Below are 23,442 nucleotides of genomic sequence, written 5' to 3'. Positions count from 1 at the left end.
CCCTTTACATCCCGAAGGCAAGTACGCGGACTGCCGATTGGCTGGCGGTGTAGTTGGACTGCACAACGACCTGTCCCAAGCCGTTGGCCATCCCCGCCACAAACGGGGAACCGGTGGAGCTGTAAATAGTGCTGTCTGTCATTGAAACGTTGCAGCCGAAGTTCTTGCTCGGAAAAGCAATTGGCAAATTAAATGGAGTGCTCAGCGCCGCGCTTGAAAACAGCGCCGTCATCCACTGAATGATCAAACCGGAAGGGAGTTTCTGATAGCCGTTCGCCGACATAAGTGCACCAAACGGTGCAGTCTTGCCAACGGCACCGGTACCCAGCAAAACCCAGGCCCCGTCGCCAACGCAGATCATATCCAGATAGGTATCTGGTGGAACCGACCTGCTCGCAGCGGAAGGCGGAATAGAGAGACTTTCCTGCATTTTGTCCGCACCCTGAGTGGACAGAATCAGGGTTGCAATTGACCAGTTCTGCAATCGAATGGTGGCGCCTGCCTGAATGCCATTAGCCACCGAGTCAGGAATACTGTAGGAAACGGGCCCGCTACCGTAACAGTGAACCATACTGCCCACGTGCGCCGCGATACCGGTCAACGGGGCAACAAACGAGTAAAAACCACCCAGTTCGAACCCTCTGGCCTTGATCCATTCAGTCGTTGCAAGCTTTTTGGTGTTATCAAATCGGGGAGGTGTGTTGCCGAGCACCGCAGCATATTGCAACTGAGCGGAACCCGAAGCCCACCAGCCGGAGCCACCAGCACTGGCCAACTCCAAAGTAGCCCCTGGCACCATTACCAGACTGGTAGCCGACGCTTGGCCGGCGCCGGCGTTGATCGTGTCAGCCCCGGCACAAACAACTGTAATGTTGCCACTGCCAATATTGCGGAAATTGATCGCCCCTCCAGACGGCAGACTGCCGGCAGTCGGTAAGGTGACCGAGAACGTTCCAATCATGCTCACGAGGGTGCCGGCTGCTGTCGTCGTTAACGTGGCGGCACCGGTCACGCTGGTCACACCGCGATAGTTGCCTTGGCTGCGCCGGGTAAACTCCGTCGTGGCGATTGCTTTAGAGTCGTCGAACAGCACAGGCGTAGTTGCTGTTGGGCTGATCAGCGCCGGCGAATTGAGCGGCGCAAAGCCTTGCGTCAAGTTCTGGAACGTCAGCGCCGTGGAGCCCAGGACAATCGCCCCGTCAGTGACCAATTGCCAACGAGTATCGGCCAGCGTCGCCCCCTGTTCTACGGAGACGATCAAGCCCGACGTCACCTCTGTGCTGACGTCCGCGTCTTTCGCCCGAACCCAGTCAGCAAACGCGGCAATATAGAGGCCGTTATCTTTCGCGGCCGTCTGGTTTTTAACCAAGACGCGATCGCCAGCGACAACGGCCACGCCATCGATTACTTGAGGCCCGGCCAGCGCGATGTTGGCGGTAGTCGCTATGCGCACCGATTGCTTGCTGTCGAGTTTGGCCAGTTCGTCAGCGACATAGGACGTCACCCACGCACGGGTCGCTTTAACCACCGTGTCGTCAATCAACAACGTCACCAACGCCGCATTACTGGTCTCGAAAATCGAGCGAATGTAAAACTCTTTCCCCGAACCCGACGTCGCCAATACCGGCTTGAACGACTCCGGGTATTTGACGATGGCGTACAGAATGCCGGTATCAGTCCAGATCCCGGCCTCACGCACATACCAACCACCAACATCCGGCGGGATGGTCACTTCAGCCAGCAACCAGCTCGGATTTTTCTCATCCTGAAACAGTGCATTGAGCGGCCCGCGCCAGACTTCGCGCTTGAGCGCGGTGTCGGTTGCCGCCGGGTTGTAAACCGCGCCACCGCCGTCACCGACGGAAAGCTGAGACAACTTGATTGGCAGGCCCGCCGCTTTGCAGGCAGTTTCGTAGGCAATCCCCGCATTGGTAAGCAGGGTGTAATAGTCGGCCATTTAGGACCCCTGAGGATAAATAGTGGAGGTTTCGACGGTGTAGAGCCCGACGGCCATGAAGGCCTGCCCCGAGGCTTCAAGCCCTTCGATGACAATCGGGTAAACCGTGGTCAGTTCGCCGCACACGGTGGCTGCGCCGATGACGTGATTGCCAAAGGCGCTCAAGCCGACGGAGACCGTCAAGGTGTCGCGTTCGCTTTTTGCGTCCGCCAGACGTCGATCAAGACGGGCATCGATCTCTTCGCTGTAGGGCTGTTCGGTAAAGGCCCGAACGGAAAAGCTGTAAGGCGGGCCTGGCGGTGTTTGCTCGTACCAGGCACGCACGTCGGGTCGCAACTGCAGCCCCTTGGCAGCGTTTTCCAGGGCCATGCGTGTCCCGGCCTGGCGAGCGGTGGGCCAGGCGAGTTCTACCGTCAAACGCTTTTCGATTTCGCCAGCCGTGGAACTCCATTCGCTGACACCACGATCCGCGCCGAGGTACGGCAGGAATGCCAGCGGTGTTTCAGCAGGATTCATCAACGCCGGAAACGGCGGAGCAATCCGATCAAGCAACCGGGCAAACCCCAGATCAAGCGCCCTTTCCAGCGACGAACTGTTGGCCGGCAGCAGGCTCGGACGATGCGTATCGTCACTCATAATGTGTCCACCTCGACCTCGACACCCGTGCAATACGGGGCCTGGAAAGGCGTTGTCACAATCGGCGCCAGCGGCTCAAGAATCTGCAACTGAACCGCGCCGGCACTGTGCAACGTGTAGTCGATCCAGCTCGGGTCAACTCGCCCTTCCAGGCGATGACAGGCATCGGCATATGCCTGCAACTGCTGCTGCGCGGCCACCTTGGTCAACCCGGAATCTGGCCCGGCGTTGATCTTCGCCACGACCCGGATTTTATAGTTCGAGATGTGCGCCCCCTGCACCGTGACAAGGTCCGTTTCGGGGCGCACATCAGGTCGGGCGAAATGCTGGCGAACACCGTCAAGCAACGCTTCGGAGGGCGTGCCATCACCCTCACGGGCAAGTACGGTGACCATGACCTCTCCGGGGGCAGTACGGCGTCCGTTGCCATCCTTGACCTGCGCCGCGTAGCCGTCCGGGTCGAACGTGTAGGTGACCGTCACCACGCCTGAGGCGGTGGTTTCCACCTTCACGGCGGGACGCTCTCCGAGGGTGAACACCTCACGACGGTATTGCATGCGCGACCCGGCCGCCGGTGCATGGGGCGCCAGGTAGTAACGCAACCGGGCGTCATCGTCGCTTTCATAAACAGGGGCCACTGGCGGGAACGCCGCCGGGTCGCCCGGGTCCAGCAATTGCCTTTCCAGGCCCATGTCCGCCAGTCGCGCATCGAGGTTGCTGCCCGTGGCCCACCACGCCAACATTTGCTTGATCCGGGCGTTGTATTTGCGCTCATGAATTTGCAGACGCACACAAAAGGCTTCAAGGGCCAGAGTCAGCAACTCGCTCTCGTTGTCGAGGCTGACCTTGAGTTTTTCCGCACGCTCGGGAGAGCGGGCGCCGACGTACTCGACGACGAACGTCTTGAACTCTGCGAGCAAATCTTCGAACGCTTCGACGGTGACGATCGCAGGTTCGGCCAGCTGATTCTGACCAGGTATCAACATACTCATGTCACCACCTCGAATGTCTGATTATGGTTTTTCCAGAGGCCGGCGAAACGCAGCAGCAGCCCTGCCCCGTGTCGGCTGGCAACAATCACCTGAGGCTGGAAATCACCAATGCCGTTCTGCTCGTTGTAAAACGCCTGCGCCGCATGGCTCTGGGCAAGCATCAGCAGGTCGTCACCGAGGTTTTGTCCCAAGAGATTCGGGATCAACGAGCCATACAAGGGACGCTTCTGACGAGTGCCCAAAGGCGTGGTCAGCGCCCGGGTCGCGCGCTGTACAAACTGCGGCCAGTCGTCGACCGCTATGCCGGTGTTTCTATCGATTCCGATCATGGAAATCTCTTTATGCAGTGCTAATGACTCGCCCCTGGTGATCCACCAAGGGGCCGCTCAGGTGCACACCGGATGCGTCGAGCAGTAAGCCGGTCGCGCCCAGTTGCAGCTGGATCGCCTCAGGCGTCATGACTAACCGGGCCAGGCCGATGCTTAGTTCGAGCGATTCGCGAGTGCCGGTGAATGTGGCCGGACCGTTTTGCCAGCGCAGGGCGTGACTGACGTCGTCGTAACCACTTTCGGTGTCGTCCTGATAGCGGCGACGCGTCAGCGAAGCCTGCGTTGAGACCGGCGGAAACTGGCCACCATTGAGGCCGAACAACGCGACGGACTGACCGCCGCTGTCGCCGCCGCCATGGTTCAGCAATACGCACTGTTCACCGACAGAGGGAATGCGCGACTCGCTTTGTGCCCCGGCACTCGGGTTGAAAAACCTGATGGCAGGGGTCAACAACTCCCCGTGGCGGACCCTGCACGTGTTGCTGGCCGCATCGACTACCTCGCACACGCCAATGCGGCAGAGACTGTCGGTACGCCGATGCAAGTCTTCAATCTCGGTTTCCATTTCTGCCAGGCGCTCGATGATCGGGCCCAGTTGCTGGTTGAACAGTGCGTCGAACATGGATTACTCCTCGAGTGGCTGGTACTGGCCTGGATCGTCGATGTCCGACACCTCCCAGGTACGGGCGAATTTCGGAGTGCCCAACGGGTCGTCCAGCATTAATGGGCCGAGGTACAAGGTCTGGGTGAAGGAAACGGTCCAGGTGGCGTACTCCCGGGCACCGCTGACGAATGTGGATGCAATGCCATCGATGTTCATCGGCAAATCGCATTGATCGCCGGGCAATTTCCAGCGGTTGTCAGTGATCAGGTTTTTCAGTTGGCTGCCCAGATCGCAGGCCGCCAGCGCGGATATGGGCGACACGACCTGCAACGAAACCGTCATGACATGAGCGATACGCCCGTCATTGCCACGGGCACCGGGGGCGTCGTGTTCCAGTGCAATCAGAACCCAGTCGGAATCGACCGTACTGTCGAAGTCTTGATGACGGGTTACTTTCAAACCTGAAATTACAGTGCGCAGCGCCTCGGAGACGGCGTAAGCCAGCTGCGAAGGTTTTTCGATGATGGCGGGCATTAATGGCCTCCTTTTCCTTTTAGCGATGCGAAGATCAACGAGGCCCGCTCACTGTCGATCAGAGCCAGAATCGCGCGGCGGCACCTCGCAAACACCTATCCGCTTGGCCGCCCAGCGCTCATAAAGTCCGATGGCCACGTCCGCCCCGGCCATCGCTGTCAGACAGCCAAACGCACCAGCAGCCCACATCGACATACCCGAGGCGTACAGCAGCATGATGGCCGACACCCCGCAGACCATGCAGGCTCCGGATCGCAACGCCAGGCGCCGCAGCAATGACCAGCCGCGGGCGCCTTCCTTGTCAGCGCGCCACATTTCGCCAGACACCCCACCCACCAGCGCAAGCACGATGACGAGCCAGATCGGCATGTCCAGCAACGCTTGTTGCTCGTTTGTCATGTCACGCCTCCCGGGGTGATTGATGCGTGCTCGAATGGCACGACGTGAAAAGGCATTGAAAAAAAACGGGCGAGCGCCGGGTTATTCGGTAAGGCAGTGCAATACGCTGCGATCGCTTGAACGAACTGATGGATTACCAGGGAACGACGGGCCAATTGATGTTTCGCGGATAGCTCGGTTGATTTTTCACTTCACTCACGGCAACGACGTATTGCTTGTATGCCAGTAGCAAAGTTTCGTCCGACGGTGTGGCGATGCCGAGATCAACCTTGTAGGGCAAAGGATTGAACATCAGCCAACGGCCTGCCTCTTCCAGAAATTGCTGTGTGCGACCAAGCGCCTGATTGAGCAGCTCTTCGTAGGGAGGCTCCGTAAACGTCCAGACATCGTCGATTTGCTCTGCCTTCCATCCCACCCGGATTTCCGTGTTACCCGTTACATCAACCCAGATAATCCACGGTGCGATGGGAATCGGCGCTTGCTCGGCATCCACCAGTGCGGTGACCTTGCCATTCATCCCGTCTGCGCATGCATATCGGTTCATCTTCCAACTCCCTGTAAGGTTTGCAGCGGACGCTGCTTTTCATTTCTGCATGCCGGGTCTCGCAGCGATTGCGATTGCACGCGCTGCGGACGGGTCATGCGGTCTTTGTCTTGTTGCGATTTCAGATCGTGTTCAAGGCAGCTCAGGCCAGACAATGGTCAGCGGAAAACCAGGCTGTTTATTGACCTGATTGAAGGCGATGCAGTACTCCTTGAAAGCCAGCAGGTAAGCCTGCTCCGCGGCCGTGGCCACACCGAGGTCGACTTTGAATTGCAAGGCCAGGGACTCAACGCTGGCCGTGACATTGTCGAGTCGACGGACCTTTTCATTGCGCAGTTGCTCACCGAGCGGCGAGCTGGGATAAGGGAAGCCCGAATTGAAGCTCCATACACCGTCGGTGTTGACGGCGTTGTACGAGTAGTCGACCTGGTTGCTGGACAACCCGGTGACCTCGACCCAGAGCTGGTCGGACGGAAACTCGTCAGTTATCGGGTTTACGGTCTGGAAGATGTTGTCGACTTTGCCACCGACAATGCGTGCGTACTTTTTCATGCTTATGTCCTTATTGTTCACCGGCATCCCGGTGTTTCGACTCCTGCCCCGAGGTGGGCATTCCAAAAAGCCCGGCGCTTGCCGGGCTTTTCAGTAATGCGGTCCTTCGCGTTGATCTTTCGGCGCTACTGGCGCGGTACGGATCCATTCAGATTGTTTTTCCGACCGCGGTCCCTGCCCGCCGGATAACTGCTTCTGGTGCTTTACGCTGCACACCCGGGTCAGTTGCCAACCCTCTGAACCGTTGAGGCCGGTTCATCGCTGCCTTTGTGGTGGAACTAAAGAGCTTCGTTTCGAGCTGCTTTGTTGAGCGGCTTGAGACAAAGAGTATGCATGAATGCATATACAGTCAATGCATTAATGCATTTAGTTATGCGCAACTCATGCGCTGGCGCATAGAACCCTTGTAGACAAAAGGCGCCTAAGGTTTTCTGGAGGCGAAAAAAAACCCGCTGGATGGCGGGTTTTAATGCAGAGAGGTGAGGTTAGCGGGCGTACATGCCCCACCAGAAGACGTGACCCAGGATGACGATTTGCTCTTCCTGGACTTCCTGGAAGGTGTAGTCCTCGTCCGGGTGTTCATCGCGATTGAAGCTGCGCAGGCGAATACCGGTGGGCAAACGGTAAAGCTGTTTCACACGTAACTGACCGTTGTGATTGATGGCGTACAGGTCGCCATCGACGATGTCGCCAATCCCGCACTTACCCGCATTCACGCCAACGGTGGCGCCATCGCGCAGCACCGGCAACATACTGTTGCCGCGCACCGTCACGCATTTGGCCTGATCGAACTGCACACCGTTATGGCGCAAGCTGCGCTTTCCGAAGCGCAGGCTAGAGCGCTCGCTCTCTTCGATGACGAATCTTCCTGATCCAGCAGCCAATTCAACCTCGCGAAGAAAGGGGACCGACACCTCGTCGTCATCGACGGGCGTGTCGTCGTCCCACAGACTTATGTCCTTGAGTTCGGAATGCAATTGATCGCGCCCGGCATTGACGGTGGCAGCGACATCCGCGCGCCCGCGCAACTGGTCGGTGCTCACGGCGAAGTACTCGGCGATCTTCGAAATGTGTTTATCCGAAGGATCGACGATCTTCCCGCTGAGGATCCGCGAGAGAGTGGATTGAGGCACGCCGGTGCGACGGTGAAGCTCCGTGGGGGAGATCCCGTGCTGATCGAGCAGCGCTCTTAAGACGGTAGAAACATTGCGTTTTTGCATAACGGGCATAGTGCTTGATCTTTTTTTGGAAGACAAATGCTGATTAGCATAATCGTGCATTTCTCCAACCCTCGCTGACCCGTTTGCCACCTTCTGCATGCGGCGAATTGCTGTAGAATCCCGCGAAATTCAGGAGGGCGCGATGCCGACTTCATCTTTACGATCTGGAAATATTCCAGCTCTCACCGGACTGCGCTTCTTCGCTGCATTGATGGTGTTTTTTTCGCATTACACGATTTCAGGCATCAACGATAAAGTCGGAACGTTCTTCGCTTCCGGTTATTCCGGCGTTGTTTTCTTTTTTGTGCTTTCCGGCTTCATTATTGCCTACACCTATCTGGACAGATTTGAATCCCGACCACTCGTTCACACACCACGGTATCTGTGGGCGAGGTTTTGTAGAGTGTATCCGCTGTACTTTTTGACAATGGCATTTGCCTGGCTTCAAGAAGGAGGCGAAAGGTCAACTGCGATTTACCTGTTGGCCCTGCAGTCCTGGCATCCGGACATACATGTCATTGGTGCACTTAATGGTCCCGCCTGGAGCATTAGTGTTGAAGCCTTTCTTTATCTTGCTTTCCCCTTCCTGCTACCTCTATTTAATAAAGCCGGGATTATCCATTCCAAAAACCGCCTGATCTGCATGGCCATTCTGATTATCGTGATTCAGTTCGGACTGGCGTACTACCTGTCTTTGCCGCCAAGGGACGCACTCTCCCCGGCAGATCCAAACTCTGCACATCGCTGGCTCTACAACTTCCCGCTGTTTCGTGTCCTGGACTTTAGCCTCGGTATACTGGCCGCTATCTTTTTTGCTCGACACTCGCACATCCTGAGCAATGTAAAAATGTGGCGCGTGATGTCTTACGTCAGCCTTGCAGTCGTTCTTGCCGTGATGTCTTGCAAACAACTTTATTACTCTGCCTATAGTTGGGACGCCGCTTACGCAGGTGCCTTTACATTGCTGATCTTGTCTCTGGCAATCGACCGCGCGGGGTACCTGAGCAAATTTCTATCGACAAAGAAAATTGTATTGTTGGGCGAAGCCTCTTTTGCTTTTTACATGATTCATATGATCACCTACCCAATATTTGCCGTAAAGACAACGAGTTCCCTAGGGATCAATATCGCCTTTGAGCTGATTTTCCTGGGTCTGATCATTACGATGTCCATAGGACTGCACTTGACGGTTGAAAAACCATGTCGCGACTTTTTGAACAAGTTGTTCCCCAAACCCAAGGTCGCGAAAGCTGAAATGGCACCTGCAGAGCGGTAATACATCCGCTCGACTCAGTATCTTGTCGTCGCAGAATTCAGGCCAAAAGGCGCGTGCCCCTGACACGCAGCCTGTTCCTGGAGGGGGTCACGCCGGTGAGCCCGCAACGGATAGGCAGGTGTCAGTCGATGTAGAGGCGCAACTGGCACATGAATGATGGCGCGCAGTCAGCGCGCCGTTTAGACTTCGCGCCTCTTCAGCAAGTGCATAACGACCCGAGCACCGGACGCATGATAAAAAACATCCAATACCTGCGCTTCTTAGCGGCCTTTCTAGTCGTTTGCGCCCACGCGAACCTTCAGATTTACGGAATTCCGTCGAGCGTGACGAACCTCGGCGGATTCGGCGTCGACATCTTCTTCATAATTAGCGGCTTCATCATGCCGTTCATTTTGTACGGTGGGTTGTACAAGCAAGGTTCAACCGCCCTGATGGGGCCGACCGGCTTCCTGTGGCGCCGGATAACCAGAATTTGGCCAATGTACTGCTTCACCATCTGCGTGGTGGTATTCGTTTCCTGGCTGGTGATGGCCGGAAAAATCGACAACGTCACCCCCGAGCTTGCCTATTTCTTCAATGGCTCACGGATGGACTGGGGCTGGTTCGTGGAAACCATGACGTTCACTCACTGGACGCGCCCTCCTATCCTCGGGATCGGCTGGACACTTCAGGTTGAATTCATGTTTTACGCGGCCATCGCTGTCGTGCTGCTGTTTCGCTCGCAGAAGCTGGCCACCCTCGAAGTGGGCTTAATCGTTTTCTTCTTCGCTGCGATGCTGCTCGCTTCAAACGCTCATGTTGGCGCGGTGGCGACCTCGTTCGCGAACCCAATGATTATTGAGTTCATGCTCGGCATCTTTCTGTACCGCCTGGTATCGGGCGGCACGTTGATGCCAAAAGGCGTGGCGATTGCGTGTGCTGTTCTCGCAATACCCCTGTTCCTGTTTGTTGAACTGAAGGGATTGATACAGGTTCCCGGCCTGCTATATCGACCAATCGCCTGGGGCATGCCCGCGTTCCTTCTAGTGTGGTCCGCGTTGAGCCTTGAGCGGGACACCAAAGAGTCAAAGGTATTTGGCTTACTCGGTGATGCGTCCTATAGCCTTTACCTGATCCATGGGTTTGTTGCGCCAATCTTTTTCTTCCTCTGGATGCGCTCCGGCCTGGATCAAACAGTCAACGTCTGGATCTACCTGGCCTGCTATCTGTTTGTTTGCCATGCCGCTGGCATCGTCGGGCACCTCTACATTGAAAAGCCAATGAACATGGCAATCAAAAAATACATGCGAGTCAGTCCAAGATGCGTCACCTCTTAACCTCCCTGATACTTGTCGTTGCGGGTGCCGCTAACGCTGCGAATGGGCCGGACGGCGTGCCCATTGAAGAAAACTTTCAGACCTGCGCCAATCTTGATTGCAGTGCAGCAGTCGTCAGCAAATTTCACACTGATCAGCGCAGCCTGGCCGGGCCTACGGTATTCGGCGAGACCTTCTACACGGAAGAAGGGCGATCGAACTTTGTCAGAACGATGTTTGCGCCAACGAAAATCCGGCTGGTGTACAACCCTGCTACCGGCCAGGTATTCAAGCCGATGACGGACTACATACCGACGAAAGAAGGAATCAAGATCACTCCCGGCAGCGCCATCAAACGAGCGCCGCGAGGATTTTCAGGCGATCTTACTGAGACCGATCTAAAGAACTATGGTGTGCGCGTGACACCAGGATTCCAGGAATTTCAATACGCAATCACTTATGACAAGCGCCAAAGCTTCGCGACTAAGACCATCGGTAATCTGGGTGATTTGAGGAACGTGGTCGGGAAAGTCCCGCTTTCCATTACCTTCTTCGGGGATTCAATCACTGTTGGAGCCAACGCCACCAGCATTTACTCCGCCCCCAATCAGCCCGGGTACGCGGGTCTTGTCATGGCGTATTTAAATAACAAATATCCAATGATGTTTGAGTCGCGCAATAACGCAGTGGGTGGATGGAGTTCTATCAATGCCGTCTCAGCTGTCGGATATCGAGTCAACGACAAGAAGTCCGATCTTGTTATTTTGGCCTTTGGGATGAATGACGGCGGCGTGTTTAAACCCGACGAATATAAGACAAACATGCAGACGGTCATCAGTGCCATCAGAGCAAAGCAGCCAAGAGTGCCGATACTGCTGGTGTCACCGCTGCGGGCAAACCCTTCGACGTTCATTCAAAAGCGTTCGAACATTACAGGTTATTTGCCTGTTCTCCGAGAGCTTGCCAGGCACAACCCGTCAGTCGCTGTGGCCGACATGACGTCGGCATGGGACATGATGATGTCCAGGAAAAACTATCTGGACGTCACAGGAAATGGGTTGAACCACCCCAACGATTTCGGACACCGGATCCTCACTGAAGTGGTTCTGTCGGCCATCCTTGGGCCGAAATACTAGCCAGGCAGGCGGACACACCTGCGCCTGCAGGTGCCTGACTGCCCGTGGTAACCTTGCGTTCATTGCAAATGGGCCACAAGGATTTCAACCTGCTTGTCGAGGTGTATGCCAAGTGGAGGGTCGACGAGTTGCCGACTTAGCTTCTACACATCTGGTCAGGCATTCAACATGCAAACCCTAAAGCCCCATTTTCGCCCCACACTTTTGAACGAATAATGCTAACTCACTGATGAATAAAGCTATCTCAGATTTATCCAGCCACACGCCGATGATGCAGCAATACTGGCGCCTGAAGAACCAGCACCCCGACCAGCTGATGTTCTACCGCATGGGCGACTTCTACGAGATCTTCTACGAAGACGCGAAGAAGGCCGCCAAGTTGCTGGACATCACCCTGACCGCCCGTGGGCAGTCGGCCGGTCAAGCGATTCCGATGTGTGGGATTCCTTACCACGCCGCCGAAGGTTACCTTGCGAAACTGGTGAAGCTCGGCGAATCGGTGGTGATTTGTGAGCAGGTCGGCGATCCGGCCACCAGCAAGGGTCCGGTGGATCGTCAGGTGGTGCGGATCATCACGCCGGGCACGGTCAGTGATGAAGCGCTGCTGGATGAGCGTCGGGACAACCTGATCGCGGCGGTGCTGGGTGACGAACGTCTGTTCGGTCTGGCGGTGCTGGACATCACCAGCGGCAACTTCACCGTGCTGGAGATCAAAGGCTGGGAAAATCTGCTGGCGGAACTGGAGCGGGTCAATCCGGTAGAGCTGATGATTCCGGATGACTGGCCAAAGGATCTGCCGGCGGAAAAACGTCGTGGGGTTCGTCGCCGTGCGCCGTGGGATTTCGAGCGCGACTCGGCGCTGAAAAGTCTTTGTCAGCAGTTCTCCACCCAGGACCTGAAAGGCTTCGGCTGCGAGAACCTGACCCTGGCCATCGGCGCCGCCGGTTGCCTGCTCAGCTACGCCAAGGAAACCCAGCGCACCGCCCTGCCGCACTTGCGCAGCCTGCGCCATGAACGTCTGGACGATACCGTAGTGCTGGACGGCGCGAGTCGTCGCAACCTGGAACTGGACACCAACCTGGCGGGCGGGCGCGACAACACGTTGCAATCGGTTGTCGACCGCTGCCAGACGGCCATGGGCAGTCGCCTGCTGACCCGTTGGCTGAACCGTCCGCTGCGCGACCTCAGCGTATTGCTGGCGCGCCAGACTTCGATCACCTGCCTGCTCGACGGTTACCGTTTCGAAAAACTGCAACCGCAGCTCAAGGAAATCGGCGACATCGAGCGGATTCTGGCGCGGATCGGCCTGCGCAATGCCCGTCCTCGTGACCTGGCTCGCCTGCGCGATGCACTCGGTGCGCTGCCTGAGCTGCAAGCGGCGATGACTGAGCTGGAAGCACCGCACATCATTCAACTGGCGAAGACCACCAGCACCTACCCGGAACTCGCGGCGCTGCTGGAAAAAGCCATTATCGACAACCCGCCAGCGGTGATCCGTGACGGCGGCGTGTTGAAGACCGGTTACGACAGCGAACTCGACGACCTGCAGTCACTGAGCGAAAACGCCGGGCAGTTCCTGATCGATCTGGAAGCACGGGAGAAGGCTCGCACCGGCCTGTCGCACCTGAAGGTCGGTTACAACCGCATTCACGGTTACTTCATCGAATTGCCGAGCAAGCAGGCTGAATCGGCACCGGCCGACTACATCCGCCGCCAGACGCTCAAAGGTGCCGAGCGCTTCATCACGCCGGAACTGAAAGCGTTCGAGGACAAGGCGCTGTCGGCCAAGAGCCGCGCCCTCGCCCGCGAGAAAATGCTGTACGAAGCGCTGCTCGAAGACCTGATCGCCCAATTGCCGCCGTTGCAGGACACCGCCGCTGCACTGGCCGAACTGGACGTGCTGAGCAACCTGGCCGAACGCGCCCTGAACCTCGACCTGAACTGCCCGCGCTTCGTTGACGAGCCGTGCATGCGCATCTCCCAGGGTCGCCACCCGGTGGTCGAGCAAGTGCTGACCACGCCGTTCGTGGCCAACGACCTGAGCCTCGACGACAATACGCGCATGCTGGTAATCACCGGTCCGAACATGGGCGGTAAATCCACCTACATGCGCCAGACCGCTTTGATCGTGCTGCTGGCGCACATTGGCAGTTTCGTGCCGGCGGCCAGTTGCGAATTGTCGCTGGTGGACCGGATCTTCACCCGGATCGGTTCCAGCGATGACTTGGCCGGCGGGCGCTCGACCTTCATGGTCGAAATGAGCGAAACCGCGAACATTCTGCACAACGCCACCGAACGCAGCCTGGTGCTGATGGACGAAGTCGGTCGCGGCACGAGTACTTTCGACGGCCTGTCCCTGGCCTGGGCCGCCGCCGAACGCCTGGCGCATCTGCGGGCTTATACGCTGTTTGCCACCCACTACTTTGAGCTGACCGTGCTACCGGAAGCCCAGCCGCTGGTGGCCAACGTTCACCTCAATGCCACCGAGCACAACGAGCGCATCGTGTTCCTGCACCATGTGCTGCCCGGGCCTGCCAGCCAGAGCTACGGCCTGGCGGTTGCGCAGTTGGCCGGTGTGCCGAGCGAAGTGATCGTGCGTGCTCGCGAACACCTCGGCCGACTGGAAGCGACTGCCCTGCCCCATGAGGTTCCGAAACCTGCCAAAGGCAAACCGGCCGCGCCGCAGCAGAGCGATATGTTCGCCAGCCTGCCACATCCGGTGCTGGATGAACTGGCCAAACTTGATCTGGATGACATGACACCGCGCCGCGCGTTAGAAATGCTCTATACACTAAAGACACGGATCTAACGCACTTGCCTGCAAGCTGTTAGAATCTCGCGCGGTTTGGGATGCTGCAGGCTAATAGCCTGGCCTGCAGACTATCGCTCCCAAACCTGGCGACCCCAACATGAAGGGGCTCCGCTGCCGCCGCCTGAGGAGAAAATCAGAAATGACCTTCGTCGTCACCGACAACTGCATCAAGTGCAAGTACACCGACTGCGTAGAAGTCTGTCCGGTGGACTGCTTTTACGAAGGCCCGAACTTCCTGGTGATTCACCCGGATGAATGCATCGACTGCGCACTGTGCGAACCAGAATGCCCTGCCGTGGCCATCTTCTCCGAAGATGAAGTACCGGAGGACATGCAGCAGTTCATTCAGCTGAACGTTGAGTTGGCCGAAATCTGGCCCAACATCACCGAGAAGAAAGAATCGATGCCCGATGCTGAAGAGTTTGATCGCGTCATCAACAAATCTGTAGGTAGCAAGCTCAAAGACCTCGAACGCTGATTTCCCCCGCGTTCCCAAAAGGCCCCTAGCGGGCCTTTTTGCTTTTCGGCAGGCAAAAAAAGGGGCGGTTTGACCCGCCCACATTTTTTCCTTATTCCCTGTGTTCCTTTTCATCGTCCTGATGAATCGCTTCCTGCGATGTCCATCCCCCTCATCCTTGAAGGGTGTGTCTGTCCGTCGACACAGTTCAGATACTAGAGAGTTCCCCACCAAGAGCAATCGCCCCCAATCCGCAAAAGTCTCTGTCACATGCTTTTAATATTTATTAATAACCATATAAATCAATTAGATAACTCGAGCAGACGTAGCAGATGGGCGACTGCCACACTGTAAAAATAACGAACACTTACGAAAGAGTAAGCAAAGACTTACAGCGCGAAACTACAAACCTGAGGCGCTTGCCAGCCATCTCCCAGGCATTAAAAAACCCCGAACCAGTCGGGGTTTTTTAATGTCACTCAAGCGCGTTGCTTACTGAAACAGCGACTCGCTCGACAGGCCGTTCTTTTCGAGAATCTCTCGAAGACGTTTCAGGCCTTCCACCTGAATCTGTCTGACCCGTTCCCGGGTCAGGCCAATTTCCAGGCCCACGTCTTCAAGTGTGCTGCTCTCGTGACCACGCAGGCCGAAGCGGCGTACCACCACTTCGCGTTGCTTGTCGGTCAGTTCCGAAAGCCATTGATCGATGCTCTGGGACAGGTCGTCATCCTGCAACAGTTCACATGGATCGGTTGGGCGGTCATCCGTAAGGGTGTCCAGCAGGGTTTTATCCGAATCCGGACCCAGCGAGACGTCGACCGAAGAAACCCGCTCGTTCAAGCCGAGCATGCGCTTGACCTCCGCCACTGGTTTTTCCAGCAGGTTGGCGATTTCTTCGGGTGAGGGTTCGTGATCGAGTTTTTGGGTCAGCTCCCGTGCAGCCCGCAGGTACACGTTGAGCTCTTTGACCACATGGATCGGCAACCGGATGGTCCGGGTCTGATTCATGATTGCGCGCTCGATGGTCTGACGAATCCACCAGGTAGCGTAGGTCGAAAAGCGGAAGCCGCGCTCAGGATCGAATTTCTCCACTGCCCGGATCAGTCCGAGGTTGCCCTCTTCGATCAGGTCCAGCAGCGACAGCCCACGATTGACGTAACGCCGGGCGATTTTCACCACCAGCCGCAGGTTGCTTTCAATCATGCGCTTGCGCCCGGCCGGGTCGCCACTTTGCGACAGACGCGCAAAATGAACTTCTTCTTCCGGGGAGAGCAGCGGGGAAAAGCCAATTTCGTTGAGGTACAGCTGCGTGGCATCAAGTGCCCGCGTGTAGTCGATGTACTTGTGTTGCTTTAGCGAAGCGGAGTGTTTGGATTTGGCACGAACGGAAGGTGGAGCAGCCCCTTCATCATTCGACATCGAATCCGTAGCGATGCCGGTCTCCATAAGGAGAACCTCATCGTCGATGTCAAACTCCGGCACTTCTTTACTGAGAGCCATTGTTATAGTCCTTTGGTGAGTTCGACCCCAAGCTCAAGCGGCGCCTTTATCCTTGGCAACGCTGGAGCCTGTCCCCTCTACGTGACGGAACAGGCTGGTAACAAATCAACGACGTGGCAGGAACTGCAGTGGATCTACAGGTTTACCTTGTCGGCGAATCTCAAAATGCAGTTTCACCCGGTCTGTACCCGTTGACCCCATTTCGGCAATTGTCTGTCCGACCTTGACCTGCTGCCCCTCCCGAACCAACAGCCTGCGGTTATGTCCGTAGGCACTGACGTAGGTATCGCTGTGTTTGATGATGACTAATTCGCCGTAGCCCCTTAAGCCACTCCCGGCGTATACCACCGTCCCATCAGACGCAGCTAAAACAGGCTGTCCCAAATCTCCGGCGATATCAATTCCTTTATTCAAACTACCGTTTGAGGAGAACTTTCCAATCAGAATGCCATTAGATGGCCATCCCCAGCCGGTCGGGGCCGGGCCGGCAGGAGGCATCGGAGCAGGGGTCGGCTTGTTGGCGACGGACGGTGCAACCACCGCTGTGCTGGTCGTTGCGCCATTCGGCTGACGCCGGATTACCGTGGTTTTCAGCGAAGACGAAGGCGCTGTATCGGCAGCACTGGCCACCGACGCCGACGTTGATCCGGTGCGACCGTCGAAGCGAATTGTCTGACCCGGATGGATCGTATACGGCGTAGGAATGTTGTTCCGTGCGGCGAGGGCTTTGTAGTCCCAGCCGTAGCGAAAAGCGATCGAGAACAACGTATCTTTTGGTCGAACGACGTATTGACCCGTGGTCACCGCCGGACGCTGGGCGACGGTCTTGTTGCGATCGACGACACGCACGTCACTCGTTTTGGAACTGGAGCAACCGACCAGCAAGGTGCTCATGACGAGGCCAGTCACCAGGCGCTGAAAGCTCTTTGTACCCATACGCTGCGCAATGACTGTGAGACTCACCCGCCGCTCCCTTTGTGGTGGCTGAAATTGTGGATTGCCGTGTTTCGGCACGAAATGTCGCAAGTATAACGGGCCGAACAGGCTTTACCTTTAATCAAGCGAAATCGCTCCGCGCACACGTTTGCTGCCTGCCGATGAATCCTGTTTAACCCATCGATGCCGCTGTAAGACCCGAGCAATCGAAGAGAATTCAGCGTGCCTGAACAAATGATCAGGCCAGCGGCCCGTTGAGCAGTGGTACGAAGCGCACCGCCCCCAGAACGCGGCGTGAAAAGCCTTGTTCTTCGCGGATGATCAGCATCAGTTGCTGCACCTCACCGGAGCCGACAGGAATCACCAGTCGCCCGCCAGGGGCCAATTGATCGAGCAGCGCCTGAGGCACATCGGTGGCCACGGCCGTCACGATAATGCCGTTATACGGCGCCAGCGCCGGCCAGCCTTCCCAACCATCGCCCCAGCGGAAGACCACGTTACGCAAGTTGAGATCGACCAGACGTTCCTTGGCCCGGTCCTGCAATACCTTGATGCGCTCGACCGAGAAAACCCGCTCGACCAGTTGGGACAGGATCGCTGTCTGATAACCCGACCCGGTGCCGATCTCCATCACCTTGTCCAACGGGCCCGCCTCAAGCAGCAACTCGCTCATGCGGGCCACCATATAAGGCTGGGAGATCGTCTGGTTATTGCCGATCGGCAACGCCGTGTCTTCGTAGGCGCGGTGCGCCAGCGCTTCATCGACGAACAGGTGACGCGGTGTACGGCGGATCACTTCCAGCACCTTGGCGTTGGAAATGCCTTCCTCATACAACCGCTGGATCAGGCGCTCGCGCGTGCGCTGCGAGGTCATCCCGATGCCACGATGCATCGGGTCTTGTTCACGAGCCATTAGCGCAACCCCTCCAACCAGCCATCGAGACTTCTGAAGGCATCATTGAAGGTGCGATCCAGTTGCAGCGGGGTAATCGACACATAACCCTGCATCACCGCATGGAAATCTGTGCCAGGGCCGCCATCTTCGGCATCCCCGGCGGCGGCGATCCAGTAACCGGACTTGCCGCGGGGGTCGACCACTTTCATCGGTGCCGCAGCACGTGCGCGGTGCCCGAGGCGGGTCAGCTGAATGCCGCGAATATGATCCAGCGGCAAATTGGGAATGTTCACGTTGAGTACCGTGCGCGGTGGCAAGTCGAGGTCGGCGTGGGCCTCGACCAGTTTGCGCGCAAAGTAAGCGGCCGTGGGAAGGTTCTCCACTTGCCGTGAGACCAACGAAAAGGCGAACGAAGGACGCTCAAGGAAACGCCCCTCGAGTGCCGCCGCAACGGTGCCGGAATACAGCACGTCGTCGCCCAGGTTGGCGCCCAGGTTGATGCCGGAAACTACCATGTCCGGTTCGCGCTCCAGCAAGCCGTTAAGGCCCAGGTGCACGCAATCGGTGGGTGTGCCGTTCAGGCTGATAAAGCCGTTGGCCAGGGTTTGCGGGTGCAACGGACGGTCGAGCGTCAGCGAGCTGCTGGCGCCGCTTTTGTCCTGGTCCGGGGCGATAACCACGCATTCGGTGTAATCCGCCAGCGCAGCATAAAGCGCGGCGAGACCGGGTGCGGTTACCCCATCGTCGTTAGAAATCAGAATACGCATGGGCTGTCCGTCTGCCCCACCGGCACCAGATCAACAAGCTCGCGCACCAATACGGTGGCAAAGCATCCGGCCGGGAGGACGAATTCCAGTTGCAGAATGTCAGGCTCGGGATAATGCCACGTCAACCCACCAATGGGCAGCCGCAGGATGCGACGTTCGTGGCTCATTCCGGCGTTAATCAACCAATCGCGCAGATCCGCTTCGCGAGCGGCGACTGCCTGCTCCAGTACATGGACAGCGCCGGTCGCCGGCGAGTCACCTTCGCCCCACTGAGGGCCGGTCGGGTGCAGGTCGAGAATCGCCAGGCGCGGGTCGCTGCACTCGGCTTCACCGGCCGGGAAAAAACTGCGGCTGTCAGTGAAGGCCAGCAGATCGCCCACCAGCGCTTTCTGCCAGGTGCCATCGGCCACACGCGCCGCCAATACCTGATTGAACAAAAAGCTACGGGCGGTGGAGAGCAGACGCGAACGGACATTGCGTTGCTCCGGCAGCGCTTTGCGCGCGGCCCAGGCACGGGCATCGACCACGTTGCCGCCGTCAAAGCCGAAACGCTGGGCACCGAAATAATTCGGAATACCTTGCTTGGCGATCAACTGCAACCGCCCTTCAATCGCGGCTTTATCGCCAGCGAATTGCGTCAGCCGCAAGGTGAAGCCGTTCGCCGAATGGGCACCGCGTTGCAGCTTGCGCTTGTGCCGACCGGTCTTGAGGATTTTCAGCGTGTCGTTTTCGGCCGCAGACAAATCAGGATCAGCCTTGCCCGGCAACTGCACGCTGAACCACTGGCGAGTCAGCGCCTGACGATCCTTGAGGCCCGCATAACTGACGGTGCGCAATGGCACACCCGCTGCCTTGGCAATGCGCCGTGCCGCTTCTTCGGTATTCAGGCCGCGCTTTTCCACCCAGATCCACAGGTGTTCGCCATCACCACTGAGGGGGATATCGAGCACTTCATCGACCTGAAAATCTTCCGCCGTGGCTTTTAAAACCGCCGTACCGAGGGCGTCACCATAGGCCCGCGGGCCGAGCAATTGCGCTTCGTTCATGCGCGCAGCAACAAGGCAACGGAATGCACGGCAATGCCTTCTTCGCGACCGACAAAGCCGAGCTTTTCGGTGGTGGTAGCTTTCACGTTCACTTGATCCAACTCAACTTGAAGATCCGCGGCAATCAGCGCGCGCATCGATTCGATATGCGGGGCCATTTTCGGCGCTTGGGCGACGATGGTGTTATCGACGTTGCCGACTTTCCAGCCTTTGGCGTGGATCAGTGCGACGACGTGACGCAACAGCACGCGACTGTCGGCGCCCTTGAATGTCGGGTCAGTGTCCGGGAAGTGCTTGCCGATATCACCCAGCGCAGCGGCGCCGAGCAAGGCATCGCTCAAGGCGTGCAGCAGGACGTCACCGTCGGAGTGAGCGAGCAGCCCGAAGCCGTGTGCGATACGCACGCCGCCCAGAGTAATGAAATCGCCTTCAGCGAAACGGTGCACATCATAGCCGTGGCCAATACGCATAAAAAAACGCCCCGATTTTTGTCAGGGCGTGATTCTACCTGCTTTGTCGGATATTAGGCGCTTAGAGCACGTCCATGATGTTGCAAGTGGTCATCAATGAAGCTGGCGATAAAGAAATAGCTGTGGTCGTAGCCCGGTTGCAAGCGCAACGTCAGCGGATGACCGGCCAGTTTGGCGGCCTGTTGCAAGGCTTCAGGCTTGAGCTGAGTGGCCAGGAAATCATCGCGATCACCTTGGTCGACCAACAGCGGCAACTTCTCGCTCGCCTCGGCAATCAGGACGCAGGCATCCCACTCACGCCATTTCGATCGGTCCTCCCCCAAGTAGCGGGAAAACGCCTTCTGACCCCAAGGGCAATCCATCGGATTGTTGATCGGCGAGAACGCCGACACCGACTGATAACGCCCAGGATTGCGCAAGGCGCAGACCAGTGCACCGTGGCCACCCATGGAGTGACCGCTGATGCCGCGCTTGTCCGACGCCGGGAAATGGGCTTCGACCAATGCCGGCAATTCCTGCACGACATAGTCATGCATCCGATAGTGCCGGGACCAGGGTTCCTGCGTGGCATTCAGGTAAAACCCGGCACCGAGACCGAAGTCCCACGCGCCATCCGGATCGCCCGGCACATCGGGGCCGCGAGGGCTGGTGTCCGGCGCGACGATAATCAATCCAAGCTCGGCAGCCATGCGCATCGCGCCAGCCTTGTGCATGAAGTTCTCGTCGGAGCAGGTCAGGCCGGACAACCAATACAGCACCGGCAGCTTGCCGCCCTGCTCCGCTTGCGGCGGCAGGTACACGGCGAACACCATGTCGCAGCCGAGCACATCGGAGCGGTGCTTGTAGCGTTTGTGCCAGCCGCCGAAGCTTTTCTGGCAGGAGATATTTTCCAGGCTCATGACCGACCTCAGAAATGGATGACGCTACGGATGCTTTTGCCTTCGTGCATCAGGTCGAAAGCCTTGTTGATATCTTCCAGGCCCATGGTGTGGGTGATGAAAGTATCCAGCGGGATTTCGCCGGTTTCGGCCATCTCGACGTAGCTTGGCAACTCGGTACGACCGCGCACGCCGCCGAATGCCGAACCGCGCCAGACGCGACCGGTCACCAGCTGGAATGGACGGGTGGAGATTTCCTGGCCGGCACCGGCCACGCCGATAATCACCGACTCACCCCACCCCTTGTGGCAGCACTCAAGGGCCGCACGCATCAATTGCACATTGCCGATGCACTCGAAGGAAAAGTCGACGCCGCCGTCAGTCATGTCGACGATGACTTCCTGGATCGGACGATCGAAATCTTTCGGGTTCACACAATCGGTTGCACCCAACTGCTTGGCGATCTCGAACTTGGCTGGGTTGATGTCGATGGCAATGATGCGCGCAGCCTTGGCCTTGACCGCACCGATCACGGCCGACAGGCCGATGCCGCCGAGACCGAAAATGGCCACGGTATCACCCGGTTTTACCTTGGCGGTATTGAGCACCGCGCCGATGCCGGTAGTCACGCCGCAGCCCAGCAGGCAGACTTTTTCCAGTGGCGCTTCTTTTGGAATTTTGGCGACGGAGATTTCCGGCAGCACGGTGTACTCGGAGAATGTCGAGGTCCCCATGTAGTGGAAAATTGGCTGACCCTTGTAGGAAAAGCGCGAAGTGCCATCCGGCATCAGGCCCTTGCCTTGAGTCGCGCGAATCGCCTGACACAGGTTGGTTTTGCCCGACAGACAGAATTTGCACTGACGGCATTCCGGGGTGTACAGCGGGATCACATGGTCGCCGACCGCGACGGAGGTCACGCCCTCACCGATCGCCTCTACCACCGCGCCACCTTCGTGACCGAGGATCGACGGGAAGATGCCTTCCGGGTCCGAGCCCGACAGGGTGTAGGCGTCGGTATGGCAGACACCGGAGGCCACCACTCGCAGCAGGACTTCACCGGCCTTGGGCATGGCGACATCGACTTCGACAATCTCGAGAGGTTTCTTGGCCTCGAAGGCAACGGCAGCGCGCGACTTGATCATGTGGATTCTCCAGTGAATAAAAACGAGACAGGGAGTGTAATACAGCGCCTTACGAGGAATAATCCGGACAAAAGCAAAACATTATTGCCACACAGGGATAATCCTTGATGTCTGAAAACCGCTGGGAAGGGATCGACGAGTTCGTCGCGGTGGCCGAGTGCAGCCAATTCACGGCGGCGGCGGAACGCCTTGGGGTTTCTTCCTCTCACATCAGTCGACAAATCGCACGCCTCGAAGAACGCCTCCAGACGCGGCTGCTTTACCGCAGCACTCGCCGGGTTACGCTGACCGAAGCCGGGCAAACCTTTTTGCAACATTGCCAGCGCTTGCAGGACGGTCGCGAAGAAGCCTTGCGCGCAGTCGGCGACTTGACCAGCGAACCCAAGGGCATGCTGCGCATGACCTGCGCCGTGGCGTATGGCGAACGCTTCATCGTGCCATTGGTGACCCGTTTCATGGGCCTTTATCCACAATTGCGCGTCGACATTGAACTGAGCAACCGCCCTCTCGACCTGGTGCACGAAGGGCTGGACCTGGCGATCCGCCTCGGACGTCTTCAGGATTCACGATTGGTCGCCACACGCCTCGCACCACGGCGCATGTATTTGTGCGCGTCGCCTTCCTACGTGGAACGGTATGGTCGCCCACACAGCTTGTCGGAACTCAGCCGCCACAATTGCCTCATCGGCAGTTCGGACATGTGGCAACTTGAACAGAACGGGCGGGAATTTTCGCAACGGGTGCAAGGAAACTGGCGCTGTAACAGTGGGCAAGCAGTTTTGGATGCGGCGTTACAGGGCGTGGGTTTGTGTCAGCTGCCGGATTACTACGTGCTGGAGCATCTGAAAAACGGCGAATTGATTTCACTGCTGGAGGCTCACCAACCGCCGAACACGGCGGTTTGGGCGCTTTATCCACAGCAGCGGCACCTGTCGCCGAAGGTGCGCAAGTTGGTGGATTATTTGAAGGAAGGGTTGGCGCAAAGGCCGGAGTATCGGAGTTAGACCTGCCAATGCATTCAGCGATAAATTCGTTGACTGGACCACCGCTTTCGCGAGCAAGCCC

Annotated in this window: 24 protein-coding genes; 6 read left to right on the top strand and 18 right to left on the bottom strand. The window is 57.6% G+C overall.

The genetic code is table 11. From position 1 onward, the window contains the following. Positions 1-4: 4 nt before the first annotated feature. The 10 genes from ACA068_RS06690 to ACA068_RS06645 form a co-directional block, all read right to left on the bottom strand. Positions 5-1,957: a phage tail protein gene (locus tag ACA068_RS06690; protein WP_497308564.1), complete on the bottom strand. Its 1,953-nt coding sequence runs from the start codon at positions 1,955-1,957 to the stop codon at positions 5-7. Further along, entirely contained in the window at positions 1,958-2,593 is a 636-nt protein-coding gene (locus tag ACA068_RS06685) for a phage tail protein I (protein ID WP_497308562.1), read from the bottom strand. Next, positions 2,590-3,585 (bottom strand): baseplate J/gp47 family protein, encoded by a 996-nt coding sequence (locus tag ACA068_RS06680; protein ID WP_497308560.1) that lies wholly within the window; start codon positions 3,583-3,585, stop codon positions 2,590-2,592. The genes ACA068_RS06685 and ACA068_RS06680 overlap by 4 nt, the downstream gene beginning before the upstream one ends. Beyond that, on the bottom strand, positions 3,582-3,914 hold the full coding sequence (locus tag ACA068_RS06675; protein WP_497308558.1) for a GPW/gp25 family protein: 333 nt from the start codon (positions 3,912-3,914) through the stop codon (positions 3,582-3,584). Before ACA068_RS06675 ends, ACA068_RS06680 begins: the two co-directional genes overlap by 4 nt. A 10-nt stretch (positions 3,915-3,924) precedes the next feature. After that, positions 3,925-4,536 carry a phage baseplate assembly protein V gene (locus ACA068_RS06670; RefSeq protein WP_497308556.1) on the bottom strand — a complete coding sequence of 204 codons (612 nt, stop codon included), beginning with the start codon at positions 4,534-4,536 and terminating at the stop codon, positions 3,925-3,927. Between the two features lie 3 nt (positions 4,537-4,539). Beyond that, positions 4,540-5,052, bottom strand: coding sequence for a hypothetical protein (locus tag ACA068_RS06665; RefSeq protein WP_497308554.1), 513 nt, complete (start codon positions 5,050-5,052; stop codon positions 4,540-4,542). Positions 5,053-5,100: 48 nt separating this feature from the next. Continuing rightward, entirely contained in the window at positions 5,101-5,451 is a 351-nt protein-coding gene (locus ACA068_RS06660) for a phage holin family protein (RefSeq protein WP_497308552.1), read from the bottom strand. Positions 5,452-5,584: 133 nt separating this feature from the next. Then, positions 5,585-5,995, bottom strand: coding sequence for a tail fiber assembly protein (locus tag ACA068_RS06655; RefSeq protein ID WP_497308550.1), 411 nt, complete (start codon positions 5,993-5,995; stop codon positions 5,585-5,587). A 132-nt stretch (positions 5,996-6,127) separates the two neighbouring features. Further along, entirely contained in the window at positions 6,128-6,547 is a 420-nt protein-coding gene (locus ACA068_RS06650; RefSeq protein ID WP_497308548.1) for a tail fiber assembly protein, read from the bottom strand. A 485-nt stretch (positions 6,548-7,032) separates the two neighbouring features. Next, on the bottom strand, positions 7,033-7,767 hold the full coding sequence (locus ACA068_RS06645; protein WP_497310548.1) for a LexA family transcriptional regulator: 735 nt from the start codon (positions 7,765-7,767) through the stop codon (positions 7,033-7,035). Between the two features lie 142 nt (positions 7,768-7,909). Between ACA068_RS06645 and ACA068_RS06640 the strand changes: the two genes are divergently transcribed. From ACA068_RS06640 to fdxA, 5 genes are all read left to right on the top strand, one after another. Next, positions 7,910-9,043 (top strand): acyltransferase family protein, encoded by a 1,134-nt coding sequence (locus ACA068_RS06640; protein WP_497308546.1) that lies wholly within the window; start codon positions 7,910-7,912, stop codon positions 9,041-9,043. 149 nt (positions 9,044-9,192) lie between these two features. After that, on the top strand, positions 9,193-10,359 hold the full coding sequence (locus tag ACA068_RS06635; RefSeq protein ID WP_497308544.1) for an acyltransferase family protein: 1,167 nt from the start codon (positions 9,193-9,195) through the stop codon (positions 10,357-10,359). Continuing rightward, entirely contained in the window at positions 10,344-11,474 is a 1,131-nt protein-coding gene (locus tag ACA068_RS06630) for an SGNH/GDSL hydrolase family protein (protein ID WP_497308542.1), read from the top strand. Before ACA068_RS06635 ends, ACA068_RS06630 begins: the two co-directional genes overlap by 16 nt. A 241-nt stretch (positions 11,475-11,715) precedes the next feature. Then, positions 11,716-14,283, top strand: coding sequence for a DNA mismatch repair protein MutS (gene mutS, locus ACA068_RS06625; RefSeq protein ID WP_497310547.1), 2,568 nt, complete (start codon positions 11,716-11,718; stop codon positions 14,281-14,283). A gap of 142 nt (positions 14,284-14,425) precedes the next feature. Continuing rightward, the gene (gene fdxA, locus ACA068_RS06620) at positions 14,426-14,764 is read left to right on the top strand and encodes a ferredoxin FdxA (protein WP_219096772.1); all 339 of its coding nucleotides are present in this window, start codon (positions 14,426-14,428) and stop codon (positions 14,762-14,764) included. Between the two features lie 471 nt (positions 14,765-15,235). On the opposite strand, the gene rpoS is transcribed toward fdxA, so the two are convergent. The 8 genes from rpoS to ACA068_RS06580 all read right to left on the bottom strand — a co-directional run bounded on the left by rpoS (position 15,236) and on the right by ACA068_RS06580 (position 22,377). Further along, positions 15,236-16,243 carry an RNA polymerase sigma factor RpoS gene (gene rpoS, locus ACA068_RS06615; protein ID WP_010462770.1) on the bottom strand — a complete coding sequence of 336 codons (1,008 nt, stop codon included), beginning with the start codon at positions 16,241-16,243 and terminating at the stop codon, positions 15,236-15,238. 105 nt (positions 16,244-16,348) lie between these two features. After that, on the bottom strand, positions 16,349-17,206 hold the full coding sequence (locus ACA068_RS06610; RefSeq protein WP_497308540.1) for a peptidoglycan DD-metalloendopeptidase family protein: 858 nt from the start codon (positions 17,204-17,206) through the stop codon (positions 16,349-16,351). A 211-nt stretch (positions 17,207-17,417) separates the two neighbouring features. After that, a complete protein-coding gene (locus ACA068_RS06605) occupies positions 17,418-18,053 on the bottom strand; it encodes a protein-L-isoaspartate(D-aspartate) O-methyltransferase (RefSeq protein WP_497310546.1) in 636 nt (211 codons plus the stop codon). A 38-nt stretch (positions 18,054-18,091) separates the two neighbouring features. After that, positions 18,092-18,841, bottom strand: a complete 750-nt coding sequence (gene surE, locus ACA068_RS06600) for a 5'/3'-nucleotidase SurE (protein ID WP_131059177.1) — start codon at positions 18,839-18,841, stop codon at positions 18,092-18,094. Further along, a complete protein-coding gene (gene truD, locus ACA068_RS06595; RefSeq protein WP_497308538.1) occupies positions 18,829-19,887 on the bottom strand; it encodes a tRNA pseudouridine(13) synthase TruD in 1,059 nt (352 codons plus the stop codon). Before truD ends, surE begins: the two co-directional genes overlap by 13 nt. After that, a complete protein-coding gene (gene ispF / locus ACA068_RS06590) occupies positions 19,884-20,357 on the bottom strand; it encodes a 2-C-methyl-D-erythritol 2,4-cyclodiphosphate synthase (RefSeq protein ID WP_010462780.1) in 474 nt (157 codons plus the stop codon). Before ispF ends, truD begins: the two co-directional genes overlap by 4 nt. Before the next feature lie 53 nt (positions 20,358-20,410). Continuing rightward, complete coding sequence (gene fghA, locus ACA068_RS06585) at positions 20,411-21,256, bottom strand: S-formylglutathione hydrolase (protein WP_497308537.1); 846 nt, start codon at positions 21,254-21,256, stop codon at positions 20,411-20,413. A gap of 8 nt (positions 21,257-21,264) precedes the next feature. Next, a complete protein-coding gene (locus ACA068_RS06580) occupies positions 21,265-22,377 on the bottom strand; it encodes an S-(hydroxymethyl)glutathione dehydrogenase/class III alcohol dehydrogenase (RefSeq protein ID WP_497308535.1) in 1,113 nt (370 codons plus the stop codon). A 107-nt stretch (positions 22,378-22,484) separates the two neighbouring features. Between ACA068_RS06580 and ACA068_RS06575 the strand changes: the two genes are divergently transcribed. Further along, positions 22,485-23,381, top strand: a complete 897-nt coding sequence (locus ACA068_RS06575; protein ID WP_497297647.1) for a LysR substrate-binding domain-containing protein — start codon at positions 22,485-22,487, stop codon at positions 23,379-23,381. Positions 23,382-23,442: the final 61 nt, after the last annotated feature.

Source organism: Pseudomonas sp. LBUM1660, assembly GCF_059695935.1.
The sequence above is the reverse complement of the archived record's forward strand: the minus strand, read 5'-3'. Positions and strand labels throughout refer to the sequence as shown.